This is a genomic window from Serratia rhizosphaerae, assembly GCF_009817885.1.
In the GTDB taxonomy this organism is placed as follows: Bacteria; Pseudomonadota; Gammaproteobacteria; order Enterobacterales; family Enterobacteriaceae; genus Serratia_B; species Serratia_B rhizosphaerae.
Genome location: NZ_CP041764.1, coordinates 1,715,615 through 1,734,619 on the forward strand (window position 1 = coordinate 1,715,615; position 19,005 = coordinate 1,734,619).

General features: G+C 58.8%; 23 protein-coding genes. 4 read left to right on the forward strand and 19 right to left on the reverse strand.

Annotated elements, in window-relative coordinates; all coding sequences use genetic code 11:
- Window positions 1-21: 21 nt before the first annotated feature.
- Window positions 22-642: a BamJ family beta-barrel-assembly machinery protein gene (gene bamJ / locus FO014_RS08075; RefSeq protein ID WP_015670578.1), complete on the reverse strand. Its 621-nt coding sequence runs from the start codon at window positions 640-642 to the stop codon at window positions 22-24.
- A 264-nt stretch (window positions 643-906) separates the two neighbouring features.
- Between bamJ and FO014_RS08080 the strand changes: the two genes are divergently transcribed.
- A complete protein-coding gene (locus tag FO014_RS08080; RefSeq protein WP_160028884.1) occupies window positions 907-1,557 on the forward strand; it encodes a LysM-like peptidoglycan-binding domain-containing protein in 651 nt (216 codons plus the stop codon).
- Here the strand turns inward: FO014_RS08080 and FO014_RS08085 are convergent.
- The 5 genes from FO014_RS08085 to rpsF form a co-directional block, all read right to left on the reverse strand.
- Window positions 1,554-1,910 (reverse strand): DUF488 domain-containing protein, encoded by a 357-nt coding sequence (locus tag FO014_RS08085; protein WP_160028886.1) that lies wholly within the window; start codon window positions 1,908-1,910, stop codon window positions 1,554-1,556. The genes FO014_RS08080 and FO014_RS08085 overlap by 4 nt on opposite strands.
- Window positions 1,911-2,012: 102 nt before the next feature.
- Window positions 2,013-2,465, reverse strand: a complete 453-nt coding sequence (gene rplI / locus FO014_RS08090; protein WP_015670575.1) for a 50S ribosomal protein L9 — start codon at window positions 2,463-2,465, stop codon at window positions 2,013-2,015.
- A 39-nt stretch (window positions 2,466-2,504) separates the two neighbouring features.
- Window positions 2,505-2,732, reverse strand: a complete 228-nt coding sequence (gene rpsR / locus FO014_RS08095; RefSeq protein WP_000135199.1) for a 30S ribosomal protein S18 — start codon at window positions 2,730-2,732, stop codon at window positions 2,505-2,507.
- Between the two features lie 4 nt (window positions 2,733-2,736).
- A complete protein-coding gene (gene priB, locus FO014_RS08100; RefSeq protein WP_015344308.1) occupies window positions 2,737-3,054 on the reverse strand; it encodes a primosomal replication protein N in 318 nt (105 codons plus the stop codon).
- Window positions 3,055-3,062: 8 nt separating this feature from the next.
- Complete coding sequence (gene rpsF, locus FO014_RS08105) at window positions 3,063-3,461, reverse strand: 30S ribosomal protein S6 (RefSeq protein WP_105229494.1); 399 nt, start codon at window positions 3,459-3,461, stop codon at window positions 3,063-3,065.
- Window positions 3,462-3,549: 88 nt separating this feature from the next.
- On the opposite strand from rpsF, the gene FO014_RS23765 reads away from it, so the two are divergent.
- Window positions 3,550-3,765, forward strand: a complete 216-nt coding sequence (locus FO014_RS23765) for a hypothetical protein (protein ID WP_201282923.1) — start codon at window positions 3,550-3,552, stop codon at window positions 3,763-3,765.
- A 137-nt stretch (window positions 3,766-3,902) separates the two neighbouring features.
- Entirely contained in the window at window positions 3,903-4,169 is a 267-nt protein-coding gene (locus FO014_RS08115) for a YdgH/BhsA/McbA family protein (protein WP_160028890.1), read from the forward strand.
- A gap of 94 nt (window positions 4,170-4,263) precedes the next feature.
- Here the strand turns inward: FO014_RS08115 and yjfP are convergent, their stop codons facing one another.
- Window positions 4,264-5,016, reverse strand: coding sequence for an esterase (gene yjfP / locus FO014_RS08120; RefSeq protein ID WP_160028892.1), 753 nt, complete (start codon window positions 5,014-5,016; stop codon window positions 4,264-4,266).
- A 132-nt stretch (window positions 5,017-5,148) separates the two neighbouring features.
- Between yjfP and bsmA the strand changes: the two genes are divergently transcribed.
- On the forward strand, window positions 5,149-5,460 hold the full coding sequence (gene bsmA / locus FO014_RS08125) for a biofilm peroxide resistance protein BsmA (RefSeq protein ID WP_160028894.1): 312 nt from the start codon (window positions 5,149-5,151) through the stop codon (window positions 5,458-5,460).
- On the opposite strand, the gene FO014_RS08130 is transcribed toward bsmA, so the two are convergent.
- The 12 genes from FO014_RS08130 to hflX all read right to left on the reverse strand — a co-directional run bounded on the left by FO014_RS08130 (window position 5,457) and on the right by hflX (window position 18,926).
- Window positions 5,457-6,650, reverse strand: a complete 1,194-nt coding sequence (locus FO014_RS08130; RefSeq protein WP_160028896.1) for a glutathionylspermidine synthase family protein — start codon at window positions 6,648-6,650, stop codon at window positions 5,457-5,459. The genes bsmA and FO014_RS08130 overlap by 4 nt on opposite strands.
- Before the next feature lie 2 nt (window positions 6,651-6,652).
- Entirely contained in the window at window positions 6,653-7,285 is a 633-nt protein-coding gene (locus tag FO014_RS08135) for a DUF1190 domain-containing protein (RefSeq protein ID WP_160028898.1), read from the reverse strand.
- 29 nt (window positions 7,286-7,314) lie between these two features.
- A complete protein-coding gene (locus tag FO014_RS08140; RefSeq protein WP_105229488.1) occupies window positions 7,315-7,713 on the reverse strand; it encodes a DUF350 domain-containing protein in 399 nt (132 codons plus the stop codon).
- Between the two features lie 84 nt (window positions 7,714-7,797).
- Window positions 7,798-9,426, reverse strand: coding sequence for an isovaleryl-CoA dehydrogenase (locus tag FO014_RS08145; RefSeq protein WP_160028900.1), 1,629 nt, complete (start codon window positions 9,424-9,426; stop codon window positions 7,798-7,800).
- 129 nt (window positions 9,427-9,555) lie between these two features.
- The gene (rlmB, locus tag FO014_RS08150) at window positions 9,556-10,287 is read right to left on the reverse strand and encodes a 23S rRNA (guanosine(2251)-2'-O)-methyltransferase RlmB (RefSeq protein WP_015344301.1); all 732 of its coding nucleotides are present in this window, start codon (window positions 10,285-10,287) and stop codon (window positions 9,556-9,558) included.
- Window positions 10,288-10,347: 60 nt separating this feature from the next.
- Entirely contained in the window at window positions 10,348-12,819 is a 2,472-nt protein-coding gene (rnr, locus tag FO014_RS08155; RefSeq protein WP_160028902.1) for a ribonuclease R, read from the reverse strand.
- A gap of 59 nt (window positions 12,820-12,878) precedes the next feature.
- Window positions 12,879-13,304: a nitric oxide-sensing transcriptional repressor NsrR gene (gene nsrR, locus FO014_RS08160; RefSeq protein WP_105229485.1), complete on the reverse strand. Its 426-nt coding sequence runs from the start codon at window positions 13,302-13,304 to the stop codon at window positions 12,879-12,881.
- A 313-nt stretch (window positions 13,305-13,617) separates the two neighbouring features.
- Window positions 13,618-14,916, reverse strand: a complete 1,299-nt coding sequence (locus FO014_RS08165) for an adenylosuccinate synthase (RefSeq protein WP_160028904.1) — start codon at window positions 14,914-14,916, stop codon at window positions 13,618-13,620.
- A gap of 97 nt (window positions 14,917-15,013) precedes the next feature.
- Window positions 15,014-15,214 carry a DUF2065 domain-containing protein gene (locus tag FO014_RS08170; protein ID WP_160028906.1) on the reverse strand — a complete coding sequence of 67 codons (201 nt, stop codon included), beginning with the start codon at window positions 15,212-15,214 and terminating at the stop codon, window positions 15,014-15,016.
- A 63-nt stretch (window positions 15,215-15,277) separates the two neighbouring features.
- Entirely contained in the window at window positions 15,278-16,282 is a 1,005-nt protein-coding gene (hflC, locus tag FO014_RS08175; protein WP_160028908.1) for a protease modulator HflC, read from the reverse strand.
- Between the two features lie 3 nt (window positions 16,283-16,285).
- The gene (hflK, locus tag FO014_RS08180) at window positions 16,286-17,530 is read right to left on the reverse strand and encodes an FtsH protease activity modulator HflK (RefSeq protein ID WP_160028910.1); all 1,245 of its coding nucleotides are present in this window, start codon (window positions 17,528-17,530) and stop codon (window positions 16,286-16,288) included.
- A 115-nt stretch (window positions 17,531-17,645) separates the two neighbouring features.
- Window positions 17,646-18,926, reverse strand: a complete 1,281-nt coding sequence (gene hflX / locus FO014_RS08185; RefSeq protein ID WP_160028912.1) for a ribosome rescue GTPase HflX — start codon at window positions 18,924-18,926, stop codon at window positions 17,646-17,648.
- Window positions 18,927-19,005: the final 79 nt, after the last annotated feature.

Sequence of the window (19,005 nt, forward strand, 5' to 3'; positions counted from 1 at the left end):
GCCCCGCTTTGTCAATTCCGCTTACAGGATTTCCAACAGTTCCACTTCAAACACTAACGCGCTGAACGGAGGGATAGCAGCGCCGGCACCACGCTCGCCGTAGGCCAGGTTGTGCGGGATATACAGCTGCCACTTGGAGCCAACCGGCATCAGCGTCAGGGCTTCGATCCAGCCGGCAATCACGCCGGTAACCGGGAACTCGGCCGGCTGGCCGCGCTCAACGGAGCTGTCGAACACATCGCCGTTAATCAGGCGGCCGGTGTAATGTACGCGCACACGGTCCTGACGGGACGGGATCGGGCCGTTGCCCTGCTGCAGCACGGAGAACTGCAGGCCGGATTCAGTCAGCGTCACATCATCACGCTTGGCATTTTCTTCCAGGAATTTCTGGCCTTCTACCGCCATCGCCTGCTGACGCTCACGACGTACGGCATCCGCACGCTCGTGGATTTCACGCAGCGCGCGATGTACGACGTCAACGGGAACCGCCGGGGCATTCCCTTCCAGCGCATCACGCAGACCAGCCAGCAGAGCGTCCGGTTGTAAACCTTCCAGACCGGATTCCTGCAGTTGCTGGCCGACCTGTAAACCAATCCCGTAGCTTGCTTGCGCTTCAACGCTGTCAAAAGAAGGGGTTGTCATGGGGTTTTCCTTAAGTCTGTAAAAAGTCGAAGGCGCAGCATAACAGTGCCGGAAAGCCGGGTAAAATCTTGTGTCGAGAATGATGACTTTTCGCGTAGAAAAAGAAACAATGACCTTCTGTTAATGCCCGTTGCCGCCCCCGCCGTACAATCACGCCGCTGCCTTTCACATCAAGCAGTTAGCGGACTATACTGAAAACGGGTCATCGGACCGTCGGCACACCATTGGTACTGTGGCAATTTACGCCGTTGAAGAGAGGTCACCATGGGCAGAATCGCGCCCAGGAGAAGGAAAACCACCCGCACCCAGCGGTCGTTACTACGCGTCTGGCAACGTGTCAGCCAACGCATGAAGTTCGGCGCACCGCGGCAGATGTCCGCAGGGTCGGATTCTCAGCTGCCGCCTGCAAGCGGTCAGGGACAGGGGATCAAAGCGCTACTGTTGAAAATCTGGCATCTGCCGGACGGCTTCGGCTGGCTGGAACCGTTGCCCTATTTCCACCGCCGCTGGGTCATCATCTTCGGCGCCTTACTGCTGCTGTCACTGCTGTGGCCCTATTCGCCGGATCGCGATGAGCGCCCGGGACGTCTAGAACCACAAAGCGCGCAGCAAACCGATATGCAGCCGGCTACCGCAGAATCAGATCCGGGCGGGCAATGGCAGCGTTACCGCATTCAGCCCGGCCAGACGCTGGCGCAGCTGTTCCGCGACAATAACCTGCCGGTTAATGAAGTGTTCGCCATGGCGCAGGTGGAAGGTAATGATAAGCCGCTGAGCAATCTGAAAGCCGGGCAGGAAGTGCGTATCGAACGGGATAGCAATGGGGTGATTATCGCGCTGTCGGTCACCGCGCTCGACAACAGACTGGTCACCTTCCGTCGTCAGGCCGACGGCGGCTATCGTCGCCAGCGCTAAGCCGGCACCTGCTCCAAGAGAAAATCACGCAGTACAACCCCCTGGTTGTGCTGTGTGTCCTTGCTGCCGTACAGCAGGGTCAGACTTTCGCCCTGCCGCAACAGCGCTGTCAGCGGCTGCCAGGCGCTGCTGGCCGCTAACTCCTGCCGATAGCGCACGACAAACGCGTCCCACTGGTCAGTATGATGATGGAACCACCGGCGCAGTTCACCGCTGGGCGCCACCTCTTTCAGCCATTCAACGCCTTCCAGCCGCTGCTTGCTGATGCCCCGCGGCCACAGCCGATCGATCAGAAAACAGTGCGGCGCCGGGCCGCTGAAGTCATACACGCGCTGTAACCGGATCTGCGTCATCGTTGCCTCCTTGTCGTCACTGGCACCATAACGCATTTTACCGGCGGCAGAAAAGCAAAACGCCAGCACGAGGCTGGCGTTTTGCTTGGGTAGCAATCGCGATTAAGCGACAGCAACCACAACTACATTCAGCTGTGCGAACACGTCGCTGTGTACCTGGAAGTGCACTTCGTGCTCACCAGTGGTACGCAGAACGCCGTTCGGCAGGCGAACTTCGCTCTTGGCAACTTCAACGCCGGCAGCAGTAACTGCGTCAGCGATGTCGCGGGTGCCGATAGAGCCGAACAGTTTACCTTCGTCGCCTGCTTTAGACTCGATGGTAACTGTAGCCAGTTCGTTGATCTTGGTTGCGCGCGCTTCGGCAGCAGCCAGAACGTCAGCCAGTTTGGCTTCCAGTTCAGCACGGCGTGCTTCGAAGAACTCGACGTTTTTCTTGGTAGCAGGAACAGCTTTGCCCTGTGGTACCAGGAAGTTACGGGCGTAGCCCGCTTTAACGTTAACTTGATCACCCAGGCTGCCCAGGTTTGCTACTTTATCAAGCAGAATAACTTGCATTACCTTATCCTCTCAAAGTCGTTAATGGACAGTGGCCGATTACTGATGACGATCAGTGTACGGCAACAAAGACAGGTAGCGCGCGCGCTTGATAGCACGGGCGAGCTGGCGCTGATATTTTGCACGAGTACCGGTGATACGGCTCGGGACAATTTTACCACTTTCAGTGATGTAGTTTTTCAGCGTAGCGATGTCTTTATAGTCAATCTCTTGAACGCCTTCCGCGGTGAAACGGCAGAACTTGCGACGACGGAAATAACGTGCCATTTGGCTAGTCTCCAGAATCTATCAATTCAATCTGCTCGGCATGCAGGACCAATTTGTTCAGGCCGTTGCGCCCTTGATGGCAGCTAACAAAACCTTGAACGGTAACCTGACTGCCGACCGTTAATCTTTGAGTCAGTGCTTGTGACTGTTGTCCGCTGACAACCACGGGCATGCGGCACCATGCTTGTCTGCTGAATCCGGCCTCTGTCTGCGTCGATCTGTGCTCAAGCACAAACTGGCAGTGGGGAATGCCGGAAGGACTTACCTTTCGCACCGGTTGCTTGCACAGCGTGCCAGACAAAACCAGACGATTAGTCGTCACGGCGGCAATTACTCTTCAGAATCCCCAGCATCTGCTTCTTCAGTGGTTTCGTTAGAGAACTCTTCGCGGCGCTCGCCACGACGTTCGTCTTTCGCTTTAACCATTGGAGATGCTTCAGTTACCGCGTGCTTAACGCGCATAACCATGCTGCGGATAACGGCGTCGTTGAAGCGGAAGTTAGTTTCCAGCTCATCGATCGCTTCCTGCGGCGCTTCAACGTTCAGCAGAACGTAGTGAGCTTTGTGCAGTTTGTTGATCGGGTAAGCCAGTTGACGGCGGCCCCAGTCTTCCAGACGGTGAATCTGACCTTGCGCGTTAGTGATGGTAGCACTGTAACGCTCGATCATGCCCGGAACCTGTTCGCTTTGGTCAGGATGGACCATAAAAACGATTTCGTAATGACGCATCGAATTGCTCCTTACGGATTATTCAGCCTCCTGTCAGGGTCAACCGCGGCCCATGGAAGCAAGGAACGTGTTTGTGTGCGGCTGAAAAATGACGCGTAATCATACTGGCGCAGGGGCGGAAACTCAAGAACAGAGTGGGATTTATTCGTCGCCGGGCGGCGGAACAGGCCAAAGCGCACGATTTGCCGCGGACGGTAACCGGGGCATACGGCAGGAATCTTTCAATAAAATCATCATCAACCGCGACGCTTTATTCATATTTTTTGAAAAACCCCATCAAATAGCTGCGCTTTTTTATCTGTGAGAACGGACTAGAATTAAACATATCCGCCGCAGACAGCGCGACGAAAAGATTCAAGGTTATTCAAGACAGACAAATAACTTTTTGCCCCACGATCATCGCTGCCGGACCGACCGGGTCAAAGAGTTAAGCGAGGCTTTATGAAACACGCCACTCTCGCCATGCTTGCAGCATTACTGTTTTCCAGCGGTACGATGGCCGCGGAAGAGATTGACGCCCATCAGGCGTCACAGCGCCAGAGCATGGGCTTTATTACCCTGAACCGCAACGTGGTGTCTCCCGACGACGCCGAGGCGCAGGTCAGACAAATCGCCGAACGGCGCGGCGCCGGCGCTTATCGCGTCATCGCCCTGCATGAGCCGGGCAGCAACGCGTCGATTCACGTCAGCGCCGAACTGTACCGCTAACCGAACGATCAACACCAGGGAACCAAGCCGCAGCCAAAAGCGGCAGTCTAAAATGGTAATCCAACCCAACGCCCCCTGCTTGCAGGGGGCTTTTTTATAACGCGACGCGGAAAAAACCCACGCAGGCGTCCAGCGCCGCCGGCGTAATGCGGTGCTTCACGCCCGCCTCAACCGCCACCGTCAGCCGCTCGGCCAGACCGCGCTCGCGCAACACCTGCGCCAGTCGCAGGCTTTCCGCCGCGGGCACCACATCATCGGCTTCGCCGTGCCACAGCAGCAGCGGGCGTTCGGCCAACTTATCCCACTGCCGCTCAAACTCATCATCCGCCAGCGGCGCCAGGTATGCGGCATGCTGTGCGTCAGCCAGCGGTTGCCCGTGCGCATCCAGCGGCGGAAACAGCGTGCGTGATAGCGAGGTAAACGAACCGGACCCCATCAGGCTGGCCGCCGCGGCGATCCACGGATAGCGCGTCAGCGCTCCCAGCGTGGTCATGCCGCCCATCGACGCCCCGGCAACGCCGACGCGCGCACCGTCAATCAGCCCGCGCTGTGCAAAATGCGTCCGCAGCGCCGGCAGTTCGTCGATATTGCTTTTCAGGATGTCCCAGAACTGCGCCAGCCGCCGCTGTTCATCGCCATGATAGCGTGCGCCATGCTGGTCGGCGTCCGGCAATATCACGCGGAATCCGGCCTTCGCCAGCGCATAGCCAAAATAGGCATACACTTCTTTCGATGAGCAGTAACCGTGATAAAAGAACACCGTCGGCAAGGGGTGCTCATATTTCCCGGCCGGCACCGCATGAATAACCGCGGTTTCCCCAACGCGTTCGTCAAATAGCTCAACCATTGATAAACCTCTTATTGCTCCGCAAGCCGCTCTATCATGGCAAAAAAACGCCGTGAGCATTAGCTCATTCTGTTCCAGCTTATGCTTAAGCATTACACTTGTGAGACTGCGATAAAAATAGCGAGGTCGCCGATGACTCTTACACGCACTGCCGCCCTGCTGACGCTGCTGGCCGCGTTATCCGGCTGCGGCCTGATGACCACCACGCCCAAACCGCCACCGCCGCCGATTGCCGGACAGGCGCAGGAGGTCACCCGGGCGCAGACCTTTGGCCTGGAAAAGATGACCACCGTCAGCGCGCTGGTGCACGGCAGCCCGATGAACGTGGAAGACGCCATCCAGAAAAAGGCTACCGCCAGCGGCGCCCGCTACTACCTGATTATTATGAACAGCGAAACCGTGGTGCCCGGGCAGTGGTACTCACAGGCCATTTTGTATCGCTAAGCGATAAAGTGCGGCACAAAGCGTGACGTGTCTTTGGTGATCGGCGAATTATCCTCCCGCAGGCCGATGCCCGCCGCTCGGTCGCCCACCAGCCAGCTGCCGATCAGCGTATAGTCATCGCCAAAACGCGGCAACGGCGCGCAGGCCTGCCAAATCTGCGCTTCCTGCGCATAGTCGCCGCCGGTCATCGCCTCACAGCGCAACCCGTCCCGATCGCTGAACATCGCCACATTGGCGCCTTCGCGGGAATACAGCGGCTTACGCACAAAACCACGCCACTGCGCCCCCATCTCTTGCGCCAGTCGCCAGCCCGGCCGCTGCACCTCCTCAGCAAAATAGGCCGGCAGCAGGTTCGGATGGCCGCGGTACCAGCGCCACAGCAAGGGCAGAATCCCCTTGTTGCTCACGATGCTTTTCCACAGCGGCTCCAGCCATTGCGTACGCCCGCCGCGCAGCGCGGGGCCGAAATCGTCGCGCATCATCCATTCCCACGGATAGAGCTTAAACGCCTGACGCAACGTCCGATCCTGCAGGTCGGTGAATACGCCGCCAACGCCGAGACCAATCTCCTCCATATGCAGAAAACGGGTATCCAGCCCGGCCTGACGCGCGCAGTCCTCCAGATAACGCACGGTACCGCGATCCTCCTGCGAATCGCGACAGCAGCAAAAGTAGAGCGGATCGGCGCTGCGCCACAGCGCAAAGCGCTGGATCAGCTGTTCCTGCAGGGAGTTAAACTGGTCTGCCCCTGCCGGAATGCGCCCGGCCGCCACCGAGTCCGCCAGCCAGAGCCACTGGAAAAATGCGCTTTCGTACAAAGAGGTCGGGGTATCGGCGTTATACTCCAGCAGCTTCACCGGCCCGCTGCCGCCCCAGGCAAAATCCATCCGGCCATACAGCGACGGCTCTTGCCGCCGCCAGCTGGCGGCGATGGCATCCCAGTACAGTTCAGGGATCGCCAGCTGCGTCAGCAGGGCATCGTCCGCCACCACCCGACCGACCAGATCCAGACACATGGCGTGCAGCTCTTCGGTCGGTGCTTCAATCCCCTGTTCTATCTGTTGCAGGGTAAAACGGTAGGCGCGCGACTCATCCCAATAAGGCTCGCCGTCGATGATATGAAAGTGGAAACCGTAACAGGCGGCGATGTCTGCCAGGTTGCGGCGCGGCGTCATCGGTAAACGTAGCACCGTTAACCACCCCAACTGCGCGATGAAGAGCCAAAACCGCCGCGTGAGACCGTCTGCGCCGACGCCGGCTGAACGTTGCCCGCGCTTTTCAGGCGCCAGCTTTCGCGGTCGCCCGGCGTTTGCAGCTCATTGAACCTGTCGCGCGAGCGGAAGAAGGGACGCGCGCGCGAACTTGCACCGCCGCCGTAATAGCTACCACCGGACGAGGAGGAAGACGCGCCACTTTCATCATCCTGAGCATTCGTCGCCAGCGTAAAGCCCGCCATCCTCGGAATAAAGTGTTGCGTCGGTAAATCATAGGTGCAGTTATACGCGCCATAGTGGGACTCGCAGCTGTCTATCCGGGTAAACCCCAGGCTGTCGAGCCGCAGCGCTTCCTGCGCCTGCTGATAGCTGTTCTGGCACACTGCCCGACTATTGCCGGCATCCACGCAGGCGGACACCGAATGATAAATCACCGCCTGCTCGGGCGCGGGATCATCCAGGCTATACCACACCGCTCCGGCTGCGCCGCCCATCAACACCAGCGTCAACAGCTGCGGCGACTTGCGTGTGGTAGACGGTGATGAATAACGCTTGAACGCGGGCGTACTCTGCGTGTTGCGCGCCGTCTGCGCGCGCCGTTTGCCGGCCATGGCCTGTACCTTCCGTTTTCGATAATTGATTAATATGTCATGCACGCCGCATTCAATACGCCGCCGCTGATGGAGACGCCGCCGAGGAAAATCCCCGCCGCCAGATGGTTGGCCTCAATTTTATCGCTGATGCGCGGCATATAGACTTTCACTGCGGCAAACAGCAGCAGTTGCACCACCAGCGCGACCGCGCCCCAGATCACGTAATCCAGCAGGCTGACCGAGTTGATCGCCGCACTGGCCAGGGGAATCACATACCCCAGACAGGCGCCGACGAAACCGAATGCGGCAGACTGATTATTCTGTTTAATCAATGCCCATTCGTCATGCGCCGTGATGCGGGTGTAAATAAACAAAAAGACCAGCACCATGGCAAAACCGCTGAAAAAGTAGGCGGCAAACGCCGCCAGTGCGCTAATGATATCCATATAATCCTTCCTGAACGAGAGTCGTTATCCCTTTACGGGCCGATGCCGTGTGACAAAATGTTTCACGCCGGCGCTACTTTATGCCTAGCCGCCCATCGCTCTGTCAAGCAGCGATGCGCACAGCGTCTCCGGCAGTACGCGATCGCCGCGCGCATCCAACGCCATCTGACACCAGGCCTCCGCCAGCGACGGCGCTGCGCTGCGCAACAGCTGCGCCGCCGCAAGCAGATTAAACAGCTGCGCCGTCATGCTCCGCCCCTGCGCCTCCTGTCCCTTACGCAGCTGCTGCATCAGCTGTCGCCACTGGCGATCGAAGTGGCGGTTCTGCCCTTTGACCTCGCTGAACTCCTGCTGTACCGCCTCCTGTACCGCGCTGCTTTTCGTCCAGGCGCGCAGCACGTCCAGGCTCATAATATTGCCCGAACCTTCCCAGATGCTGTTGACCGGCATCTCGCGATACAGACGCGGCAGTTCGCTCTCTTCGCAATAGCCGATGCCGCCCAGCGCCTCCATCGCCTCGGCGACAAAAGGGCTCCCCTGACGGCAGACTTCAAACTTCGCCGCCGACGTCATAATGCGGCTCAGCCCCTGCGCCAACGGGCTGCCAACGTCGCCATAGGCGCGCGCCAACCGCATCAGCGCCGCGACCTGCGCCTCTAGCCGTAGCGCCATACGCGCCAGCTGCTGGCGCATCAGCGGCAGCTGGATCAGCGTTTTGCCGAAGGCCTGGCGCTGATGGGCGTGATACAGCGCCACCGACAGCGCACGACGCATCAGCCCGTGGCTGCCGAGCGCACAGTCAAAGCGGGTCAGCGCGCCCATTTTGAGGATTTGCCGCACGCCATCGCCCTCGTCGCCCAGCAGCCAGGCGCTGGCGTCAAGAAACTCCGCCTCGCTGCTGGCATTTGAACGGTTGCCGAGCTTGTCCTTCAGCCGCTCCAACCGCACCGCATTACGCGTGCCGTCGGGCAGGATACGCGGCAGGAAAAAGCAGGACAGCCCGCCGCCGGCCTGCGCCAACACCAGATGCGCATCGCTCTGCGGCACCGAGAAAAACCATTTATGCCCCACCAGGCGGTAAAGCTCGCCGTTGCCACGTCCGGCCAGCGGCGTCGCCGTGGTAGTGTTACTCAGCACGTCGGAACCGCCCTGCTTTTCCGTCATACCCATGCCGATCAACAGACCGCGCTTCTGCGCCCCCGGCAGCAGATGGGCATCATAACGGTCGGACAGCAGCGGCGGCAGCCAGTCGCTGAACACCGCCGGCAGGGTGCGCTGCAACAGCGGCGTGGCGCCGTAAGTCATGGTGATGGGACACAGCGTGCCGGCCTCCACCTGCGCATGCAGCATAAAACGCGCCGCACGGGCGACCACCGAACCGACGCGCGCTTCCTCCTCCCACGGCAGGTTGTGTACCCGGTTAGCCACCAGCCCCTGCATCAGAATGTGCCAGGCGGGATGGAAGCGAACGTCGTCAAGCCGTTGGCCGCAGGCGTCGTAACGCAATAACTCCGGCGGGTTGGCGTTGGCCAGCCGCCCCAGCTCTAACGATTCCTGGGTGCCCAGCTGTTGTCCCAGCGAGGCCAACACCTCGCTGTCCCAGCCGGCCTGCTCGCGCTGCACCGCCTCGCGCAGCGGCGTATCGGAAAGAAAAAGGTTGCTGTTGCCCAGCGGTTTGGGCTGATTAAAGACATCGTGCGTATGCCAGACCATAGACCTGCTCCCTGTTCAAGACCTCAGCAAACAGTATGGCCGACGTGACGATTTCTGCCGCGGGGCGGCGCACAGGATGGGATATAGGCGGGGAAAACAGCGGGCCAGACGATGCCTGGCCCGCAGGGATCAGCTGCGCTGGCGCACCGCTTCGAACAGGCAAACGCCGGTGGCGACCGACACGTTCAGCGAGGAGACGCTGCCCGCCATCGGAATGCTGATCAGCTCATCGCAGTGCTCGCGCGTCAGACGGCGCATGCCTTCGCCTTCTGCGCCCATCACCAGCGCCATCGGCCCGGTCAGCTTGCTCTGATACAGAGTATGATCGGCTTCGCCGGCGGTACCGACAATCCACACGTTCATCTCCTGCAGCAAACGCATGGTGCGCGCCAGGTTGGTGACACGGATCAGCGGCACGCTTTCCGCCGCGCCGCAGGCCACTTTCTTCGCCGTCGCGTTCAGCTGCGCGGAACGATCGCGCGGTACGATCACCGCATGTACGCCGGCAGCGTCGGCGCTGCGCAGGCAGGCGCCAAGGTTGTGCGGGTCGGTCACGCCGTCCAGAATCAGCAGAAAAGGCGTATCGACGCTTTCCAGCAGCCCCGGCAGGTCATTTTCCTGATACTGACGACCTTCGCGCACGCGGGCGACGATCCCCTGGTGCACCGCGCCTTCCACCTTGTCATCCAGCCACTGCCGGTTCGCCACCTGAATCACAATGCCGGTGGCCTCCAGCTCGGCGATCAGCGGCTGCAGACGACGGTCGTCGCGGCCTTTCAGGATAAACACTTCCAGGAAGCGTTGCGGGTCACGTTCCAACAGGGCTTTAACGGCGTGGATACCGTAAATAATTTCGCTCATGATGCTCTTTTAACCGTGCGGCCGACGTCGGTCGGCCGGTGATAATTACCGTGCGGCAGGTCAGCCCTGCTCCGCACCTTTCGTCTTGCCGGCACGCTTGGCCTTGGTGGCCGCGGCAATCTTTTTGGTTTTGGCCGATGCTTTCTTCGCTTTGGCCTTCTTGTCTTTCTTCACTTTGCCCGCCGGCTTGGCGTCATCCTTACGGAAGGCGCTGTCCGGCTCAAAGTTGGCCGGCGCTTTGCCGCCGCGACGCTTACGGCCATTGCCGTTGCCGTCGCGCAGCGTACGCTGCCCGCCTTTCTTCGCCCGCTCGCGTTCGGTTTTACCTTCGCCGCGCGGCTTGCGGGTGCTGGAGATCAGCACGAAATCAATCTTGCGCTCATCCATATGCACCGCCTCAACGCGGATTTCCACCGTATCACCCAGACGATAAACCGTTCCGGAAGATTCGCCGATCAGCCGCTGACCGATATTATCGTAGCGGTAGTAATCGTTATCCAGCGTCGAGACGTGCACCAGACCATCGATAAACAGATCGTTCAAGCGGACGAAGAAGCCAAAGCCGGTTACGCTGGCGATAATGCCGGTAAACTGTTCGCCGACGTGGTCTTGCATAAAGTCGCACTTCAGCCAGTCGGCCACATCGCGCGTGGCTTCATCGGCACGGCGCTCGGTCATCGAGCAGTGCAGGCCCAGCTGCAGCATCTCGTCGAGATCGCTGTGCCAGCCGCCGGTCGGCGTCCAGCGATGCTGAGGCTCGCCGTGCTCTTTCGCCAGTTGGTATTTAATCGCCCGGTGCAGTGCCAGATCGGGATAACGACGGATCGGCGAGGTAAAGTGACCGTACGACGACAGCGCCAAACCAAAGTGGCCGCGGTTTTCCGGATCGTAAATCGCCTGCTTCATCGAACGCAGCAGCATAGTCTGCAGCATTTCATGATCCGGGCGATCGGCCACTTCATCCATCAGCGTAGCGTAATCCTTCGGCTGCGGTTTATTGCCGCCGCCCAGCGTCAGTCCCAGCTCGCCCAGTACGCTGCGCAGTGCGGAGATATGATCGTCGCTCGGACGATCGTGCACGCGGAACAGCGCCGGCTCGTTACGCTTCTCAACAAAGCGCGCTGCGGCGATATTCGCCAGGATCATGCACTCTTCGATCAGTTTGTGCGCGTCGTTACGCACCGTCGGCTCCACGCGTTCAATGCGGCGCTCGGCATTGAAAATAAACTTGGCCTCTTCGGTCTCAAACGCGATGCCGCCGCGCTCGGCGCGCGCCTGATCCAGCACCTTGTACATGTTGTGCAATTCCTGCAGGTGCTTGACCAGCGGATGGTACTGCTCACGCAGCTCCTGGTCGCCCTGCAGAATGTGCCACACCTTGGTATAAGTCAGACGCGCATGGGAGCTCATCACCGCCTCATAGAACTTGGCGGTGGAGAGGCGCCCCTGCGCGGAGATGGTCATTTCACACACCATGCACAGGCGATCGACCTGCGGGTTCAGCGAGCACAGCCCGTTGGACAATACTTCCGGCAGCATCGGCACCACCTGCGACGGGAAGTATACCGAGTTGCCGCGACCGCGCGCTTCGTCATCCAGCGCGGTGCCCGGACGCACGTAGTAGCTGACGTCAGCAATGGCTACCCACAGCCGCCAGCCGCCGCCGCGTTTTTTCTCGCAGTAAACGGCGTCATCGAAATCACGGGCGTCTTCGCCGTCGATGGTAACCAGCGGCAGCTTACGCAGATCCACGCGCCCCTGTTTGGCCTCTTCCGGCACCTGCTCGCTGAGATCGGCCACCTGTTTCTCCACCAGCGGCGGCCAGGCATGAGGAATTTCATGGGTGCGCAGCGCGATATCCACCGCCATGCTGGTGCCCATTTTATCGCCGAGGATCTCGACGATTTTCCCTACTGCCTTGGTGCGGCGCGTCGGACGCTGGGTCAGCTCAACCACCACCATATAGCCCATGCGCGCACCGGCTACCGCATCGTTCGGGATCAGGATGTCAAAGCTCAGGCGGCTGTCGTCAGGCACTACAAAACCGGTGCCGGCATCCATAAAGAAACGGCCGACAATCTGGCTGGTCTTCGGCACCAGTACCCGCACAATACGCGCCTCACGCCGCCCTTTGCGGTCCGCACCCAGCGGCTGCGCCAGCACCACGTCGCCGTGGATCGCCATCTTCATCTGCTCAGCGGAGAGATACAGGTCGTCTTTACGTCCTTCAACGCGTAAAAAACCATAGCCGTCGCGATGGCCAATCACCGTGCCGCGCAGCAGATCCAGCCGCTCCGGCAGCGCGTAGCACTGGCGGCGGGTAAACACCAGCTGGCCATCGCGCTCCATGGCGCGCAGGCGGCGACGCAGCGCCTCCAGATGTTCATCACTGGTCAGGTTCAGTTCTTTCGCCAGCTCTTCGCGGCTGGCCGGCGTCTCACGCTTGGCCAAATGGGCAAGGATGAATTCGCGGCTCGGGATTGGGGATTCGTATTTTTCTGCTTCTCGTTCCAAGAATGGATCTTGTGACATTGCGGTTCCTCCGTTGTCATCAGCAGGATGTCGCTGAGCCTTGTCTTCTCAACGACGTTTTATTCGACAAGCAATAGCTTGTAGAGCGGCGGATTATCTTCAACCATATCGGCCAAAGTGTAGTTATCCAACTCTTCAAGGAAATTCTGTACCCCTTGTTGCAGTACCTGCTTCAGTCGGCAGGCCGGGGTGATGTGGCAAAAATCGCTGCTGCAGTTAACCAGGGCGAGCGGTTCCAGCGCCCGCACCACGTCGCCAAGACGGATGGTTTCAGCCGGTTTGCCCAACCGGATGCCGCCATTTTTACCGCGTACGGCCGTGACCAGGCCAATACGGCTCAACTGGTTGATTATTTTCACCATATGGTTGCGGGATACGCCATACACCTCGGTCACTTCCGAAATGCTGGTCATTTTATCCTTCGGGAGCGATGCCAGATAAATCAGCGCCCGCAGGCCATAATCAGTAAAACTTGTTAACTGCACGTTTACCTCTGGGCGCGATAGGGCCCGTTTGCGTTTGATGTGCCGCTTTTCGGCATTTTTCAAAAGATTGCTATTGGATAATAAACCAGCCGGCGAGTTTGCCGCTAATTATTTAGCGCATGAAAGACTTTATGACAGAACGGTGGCAGTGTTTTTGACGGGAAACTGCAGAAAGTGGGAATAACCGCTATCCTCAACGTTATGTGCGCTGCGCTGACACCGCTCAGTGATGCGGGGACAGCCAACCAGAGCGCAAGCCGGAAAAAAAAACAAACCGGGACTCAGCCCGGTTTGTTTAATGCAGAAAAACCGATTATGCGTCGAACGGGTCGCGCAGAACCATGGTTTCGCTACGGTCCGGGCCGGTAGAGATAATGTCTACCGGTACGCCGGTCAGCTCTTCAAGACGCTTGATGTAGTTCAGCGCCGCCTGCGGCAGTTTGCTGTACTCTTTCACACCAAAGGTGGTTTCGCTCCAGCCCGGCATGCTTTCGTAGATCGGTTCAATACCTTCCCAACCTTCAGCCGCCAGCGGCGTGGTGGTCATTTCGCGGCCGTCCGGCATGCGGTAGCCCACGCAAATTTTCACTTCTTTCAGGCCGTCCAGCACGTCCAGTTTGGTCAGGCAGAAGCCGGACAGGGAGTTGATCTGCACCGCACGACGCACGGCAACCGCATCCAGCCAGCCGGTACGACGACGACGACCGGTGGTGGCGCCGAATTCGTTGCCCTGCTTGCACAGGTACTCGCCGGTTTCGTCAAACAGTTCGGTCGGGAACGGACCTGCGCCAACGCGGGTCGAGTAGGCTTTCACGATGCCCAGCACGTAGTCGACATAACGCGGGCCAATGCCGGAACCGGTGGCAACGCCGCCAGCGGTGGTGTTGGACGAGGTGACGTACGGATAGGTACCGTGGTCGATATCCAGCAGCGTACCCTGCGCGCCTTCGAACATGATCAGATCGCCACGCTTGCGCGCGCCGTCCAGCAGTTCGGACACGTCAACCACCATCGCGGTCAGGATGTCGGCGATGGACATCACGTAGTCCAGCGTAGACTGGAAGTCGACCGGTTCGGCTTTGTAGTAGTTAACCAACTGGAAGTTGTGGTATTCGATGATCTCTTTCAGCTTAACCGCGAAAGACTCTTTATCGAACAGATCGCCAACGCGCAGACCGCGACGGGCGACTTTATCTTCATAAGCCGGGCCAATGCCGCGACCGGTGGTGCCGATGGCTTTCGCGCCGCGCGCTTTTTCACGGGCCACATCCAGCGCAACGTGGTAAGGCAGGATCAGCGGACAGGCTTCGGACAACAACAGACGCTCGCGTACCGGGACGCCGCGCGCTTCAAGTTCGCCCATTTCTTTCATCAGCGCGTCAGGCGCCAGTACAACACCGTTGCCGATGATGCTGGTGACGTTTTCACGCAGGATGCCAGAGGGAATCAAATGAAGAACGGTTTTTTCACCGTTGATAACCAGAGTGTGGCCAGCGTTATGGCCACCTTGGTAGCGCACAACATATTTAGCCCGTTCAGTCAGCAGGTCTACGACCTTGCCCTTACCTTCGTCACCCCATTGGGTGCCCAGTACGACGACGTTCTTACCCATTTTCGAAATCACCGATTGCTTAAAAATGGATTCTAGCACCGTAATTTCAGAGTTTCAGCACTTTTCGCATACGATTGCGTATTTTTTCGGCTACACTTCAGCCACCAAGGCGCGTGCTCAACATATAGTAGATCACGATGCCGGCAACCACTATTCCACCACCGAAACGACGCAGCGTGGCGTCCGGCAATTGCGAGATCGTCAGGATCATTTTACGCCAGGCGCGCGGAAACAGCATCGGTCCCAGACCTTCCAACACCAGCACCAAACCTAACGCTAGCCAAATTGTTACATTCATGCCCTACCCCAAAAAAGAAGGGGCCCGTGCTAACACGGACCCCCCGGTCACTGTTTTAACGCCTTATTTACGCGACGAATCCGGCGATTTCATATAGCGGAAGAAATCGCTGTCCGGGCTAAGCACCATCACGTCCTGGTTCTCTTTGAAGCTGGCTTCATAAGCACGCAGGCTACGGATAAAGGCATAGAAGTTAGGATCCTGGCTGAACGCATTGGCGAACAGTTTGGCCGCTTCGGCATCCCCTTCACCGCGGGTGATACGCGCCTGACGCTCGGCTTCCGCCAACGTACGCGTTACCTCGTAGTCCGCGCTGGCACGCAGCTTCTCGGCTTCTTCCTGGCCCTGCGAACGCAGACGACGTGCTACCGCTTCACGCTCCGCGCGCATACGCTGGTAAATGGCATCGGACACTTCCGCCGGCAGGTTGATCTGCTTGATACGCACGTCAACCACTTCAATACCCAGCGCCGCCATGCTGTTCGGATTCACCTGCGGCTGTTTGCCGGTGGTTTCACGCTCAACACGCGCCGCCGCAGAGGCGATAGCGTCATCGGCTTCGGTCTTCGGCAACTCTTCGCCGTTGTTCAGCGTACCGGTGTTCAACGCATCACGCACGTCGGACATCAGCTTGCCGCGTGAGTCGGTCACGATGTCTTTCACATCCAGACGACCGATTTCAGAACGCAGACGGTCACTGAACTTACGCTTCAGCAGCACCTCGGCCTGGGAGACGTCGCCGCCGCCGGTCGCCAGATAGTAACGGCTGAAGTCGCTGATGCGCCACTTCAGGTAGGAGTCAACGATCAGGTCTTTCTTCTCGCTGGTCACGAAGCGATCGGCCTGGTTCTCCATGGTCTGAATACGCGCATCCAGATTTTTCACCGATTCAATAAACGGGATCTTGAAGTGCAGGCCCGGCTCATAAATCAGCGGTTTGTTTTCGTCATCACGCAGTACCTTGCCGAAGCGCAGAACGATGCCGCGCTGGCCTTCCTGCACCACAAACAGTGAAGCATAAAGCGCTACCAGCACCACGAGGAGGATAACTACAAAAGACTTACGCATTGATTATTGTCTCCCTACGCGAGTGGTATCGTCACGCTGCGCATTCGCCCGGCGTTGGTCCATAACCGAACCGCTGTTCTGCGGTTTGCTGCCGGCGTTGTTGCCGGAAGTCGACGGCGCAGGGTTGAGACGAATCAGGCTGGTATCTTTGTTGCCGCTGTCGCTGGATGCGCCGGCCTGGCCGCGCAGCATCTGCTCCAGTGGCAGCACCATCAGGTTGTTGCCTTTGTCATTCACCAGCACCTTGCGGGTATGGCTCAGGACTTTTTCCATGGTTTCGATATACAAGCGCTCACGGGTAATTTCCGGCGCGGACTTGTATTCCGGCAACAGTTTGGCAAAGCGCGCCACCTCACCCTGAGCTTCCAGGACGGTACGGTCTTTATACGCCTTGGCGTCTTCCAACAGACGCTGCGCCTGACCGTTCGCACGCGGCTGAACTTCGTTGGCGTAGGCTTCCGCTTCACGGATGTACTGCTGCTCGTTCTCACGTGCGGCGATGGCATCATCGAACGACGCCTTCACCTCTTCCGGCGGACGCGCCGCCTGGAAGTTGACGTCCAGCAGCGTGATGCCCATTTTGTACGGACGCACGGTCTCTTCCAGCATGCGTTGGGTATCGTTACGCACCACGGTACGTCCTTCAGTCAGGATGCGGTCCATGGAATACTTGCCGATCACGCCGCGCAGGGCACTGTCGGTCGCCTGGCTCAGGCTGTCGTCAGCGTTCACCACGCTGAACAGGTAGGCTTCCGGATCGGTCACGCGATACTGCACGTTCATCTCGACCCGCACCACGTTCTCATCGGAGGTCAGCATCACGCCGGATGCCGCCAGTTCGCGCACCGATTCCACGTTCACCGGACGCACTTCATCAATAAAGGTCGGCTTCCAGTTCAGACCCGGCTGCACCAGATGGCTGAACTTGCCGAAGCGCGTGACCACGCCGCGTTCAGCTTCTTTAATGGTATAGAAGCCGCTGGCCGCCCAAATCACCACCACAGCAACCGCCGCGATGCCGATGATACGGCCGCTGAAGCCCGCGCCGCTGCCGCCGCTATTGCCGTTAGAGCCTTTGCCTCCGCCCAGGCCGCTCAATTTCTTGCTCAGCTTGCGGAAGATATCGTCTAAATCAGGTGGCCCTTGATCACGACCGCCTTTGTTACCGCCAGAGTTGCCGCCATTATTATTGCTGCTCCCCCACGGGTCGCGGTCCTGTCCGTTATTACCGGGCTGATTCCACGCCATGTTTTAGCTCCATTATTCTGTGATTGGGTACTTCAGGTTCACGCGCGGGCCACAGCAAAAATTTGCCGCCCCTATAACGCCCGCAGACCGAGTGCACAAATGTAACAGGATATGATCATACTATAAAGTTAATCAGATCGTGTTCCTGTTTACACAGGCGACGCCACTCCACTATCGGCATACGCACCACCATGCCAATGCTGCCGTCTTCTTCGTTCCACTCTTTTTCGATTGCCTGAAGCTGGTAAAAACGGCTACGAAGACGGCCTGCCCGTGGCGGTAAGCGCAGCTCATGATGCGCGATTTCCCCCGATAAGCGCTCCGTCAACGCCTGATACAACAACGGAATACCTTCCCCGCTGACGGCGGACAGCCACACGCGGATCGGTAAATTTTCATCGTTGCGGTCGATACGCGGAACAAAATCATCCAGCATATCTATTTTGTTCATCACCAACAGTGTAGGTATCTCGTCCGACTCGATCTCTGTCAGCACGCTGTTTACGGCTTCCATGTTCTCGTCAACGCGGCTATCTGCGGCGTCGATCACATGCAGCAGCAACGATGCCTGCCGCGTTTCCTGCAGCGTCGCCTTAAAGGCGGCGACCAGGTCGTGCGGAAGATGTCGAATAAACCCTACGGTATCCGCCAACACCGTATCGCCGACGTCTGCGACGTCGATGCGTCGCAAGGTGGGATCCAGCGTGGCAAACAGCTGATCCGCCGCGTAAACCTCGGCGGATGTCATACGGTTGAACAGGGTGGACTTGCCGGCGTTGGTATAGCCGACCAGTGAGACGGTCGGCACGTCGGCGCGGGTACGCGCCCGTCGGCCTTGTTCACGCTGCTTCTCTACCCGCTCCAGGCGGCGCAGAATCAAGCTGATACGATCGCGCAACAAACGACGGTCGGTCTCTAATTGGGTTTCCCCCGGCCCGCGCAGGCCGATCCCCCCTTTCTGGCGCTCCAGGTGCGTCCAACCGCGCACCAAACGCGTGGCGATATGGCGCAACTGCGCCAGCTCTACCTGCAGCTTGCCTTCATGAGTACGGGCGCGCTGGGCAAAGATGTCTAGAATCAACCCGGTGCGGTCGATAACCCGGCATTCACACAGACGCTCAAGGTTTCTTTCCTGCGCCGGGGAAAGGGCATGATCAAACAGGACAACAGACGCGCCGCTGGCTTTCACCGCATCTGCAATTTCTTCGGCCTTTCCTTCACCGACAAAGTACTTCGGGTGCGGGGCTTTGCGGCTGCCAGTCACCACTTGCAAAGCCTGAACACCGGCTGAAGAGACCAGCGACTCGAATTCGCTGAGATCTTCCGTATCTTTGTCCTGCGAGAAATAGATATGAACCAGTACGGCCTGCTCACCGGCTTCATAACGGTCAAACAAGCGTGCAACCTCTCAAACGGATATCAACCGCGAGTGTGGGGGACATAAACAGCGCAAGGCTGCTTACGTTCCCCGTCAT

Excerpts from the sequence above, each read along its gene's own strand:
- rpsR (WP_000135199.1), bottom strand. The coding sequence starts at position 2,732 with ATGGCACGTTATTTCCGTCGTCGCAAGTTCTGCCGTTTCACCGCGGAA.
- FO014_RS23765 (WP_201282923.1), top strand. The coding sequence starts at position 3,550 with ATGACGCGTAATCATACTGGCGCAGGGGCGGAAACTCAAGAACAGAGT.
- FO014_RS08170 (WP_160028906.1), bottom strand. The coding sequence starts at position 15,214 with ATGAATGTAACAATTTGGCTAGCGTTAGGTTTGGTGCTGGTGTTGGAA.
- FO014_RS08115 (WP_160028890.1), top strand. The coding sequence starts at position 3,903 with ATGAAACACGCCACTCTCGCCATGCTTGCAGCATTACTGTTTTCCAGC.
- FO014_RS08145 (WP_160028900.1), bottom strand. The coding sequence starts at position 9,426 with ATGGTCTGGCATACGCACGATGTCTTTAATCAGCCCAAACCGCTGGGC.
- FO014_RS08140 (WP_105229488.1), bottom strand. The coding sequence starts at position 7,713 with ATGGATATCATTAGCGCACTGGCGGCGTTTGCCGCCTACTTTTTCAGC.
- rplI (WP_015670575.1), bottom strand. The coding sequence starts at position 2,465 with ATGCAAGTTATTCTGCTTGATAAAGTAGCAAACCTGGGCAGCCTGGGT.
- bsmA (WP_160028894.1), top strand. The coding sequence starts at position 5,149 with ATGACTCTTACACGCACTGCCGCCCTGCTGACGCTGCTGGCCGCGTTA.
- bamJ (WP_015670578.1), bottom strand. The coding sequence starts at position 642 with ATGACAACCCCTTCTTTTGACAGCGTTGAAGCGCAAGCAAGCTACGGG.
- hflK (WP_160028910.1), bottom strand. The coding sequence starts at position 17,530 with ATGGCGTGGAATCAGCCCGGTAATAACGGACAGGACCGCGACCCGTGG.
- rnr (WP_160028902.1), bottom strand. The coding sequence starts at position 12,819 with ATGTCACAAGATCCATTCTTGGAACGAGAAGCAGAAAAATACGAATCC.
- FO014_RS08165 (WP_160028904.1), bottom strand. The coding sequence starts at position 14,916 with ATGGGTAAGAACGTCGTCGTACTGGGCACCCAATGGGGTGACGAAGGT.
- FO014_RS08085 (WP_160028886.1), bottom strand. The coding sequence starts at position 1,910 with ATGACGCAGATCCGGTTACAGCGCGTGTATGACTTCAGCGGCCCGGCG.
- yjfP (WP_160028892.1), bottom strand. The coding sequence starts at position 5,016 with ATGGTTGAGCTATTTGACGAACGCGTTGGGGAAACCGCGGTTATTCAT.
- FO014_RS08135 (WP_160028898.1), bottom strand. The coding sequence starts at position 7,285 with ATGGCCGGCAAACGGCGCGCGCAGACGGCGCGCAACACGCAGAGTACG.
- hflC (WP_160028908.1), bottom strand. The coding sequence starts at position 16,282 with ATGCGTAAGTCTTTTGTAGTTATCCTCCTCGTGGTGCTGGTAGCGCTT.
- FO014_RS08080 (WP_160028884.1), top strand. The coding sequence starts at position 907 with ATGGGCAGAATCGCGCCCAGGAGAAGGAAAACCACCCGCACCCAGCGG.
- rlmB (WP_015344301.1), bottom strand. The coding sequence starts at position 10,287 with ATGAGCGAAATTATTTACGGTATCCACGCCGTTAAAGCCCTGTTGGAA.
- rpsF (WP_105229494.1), bottom strand. The coding sequence starts at position 3,461 with ATGCGTCATTACGAAATCGTTTTTATGGTCCATCCTGACCAAAGCGAA.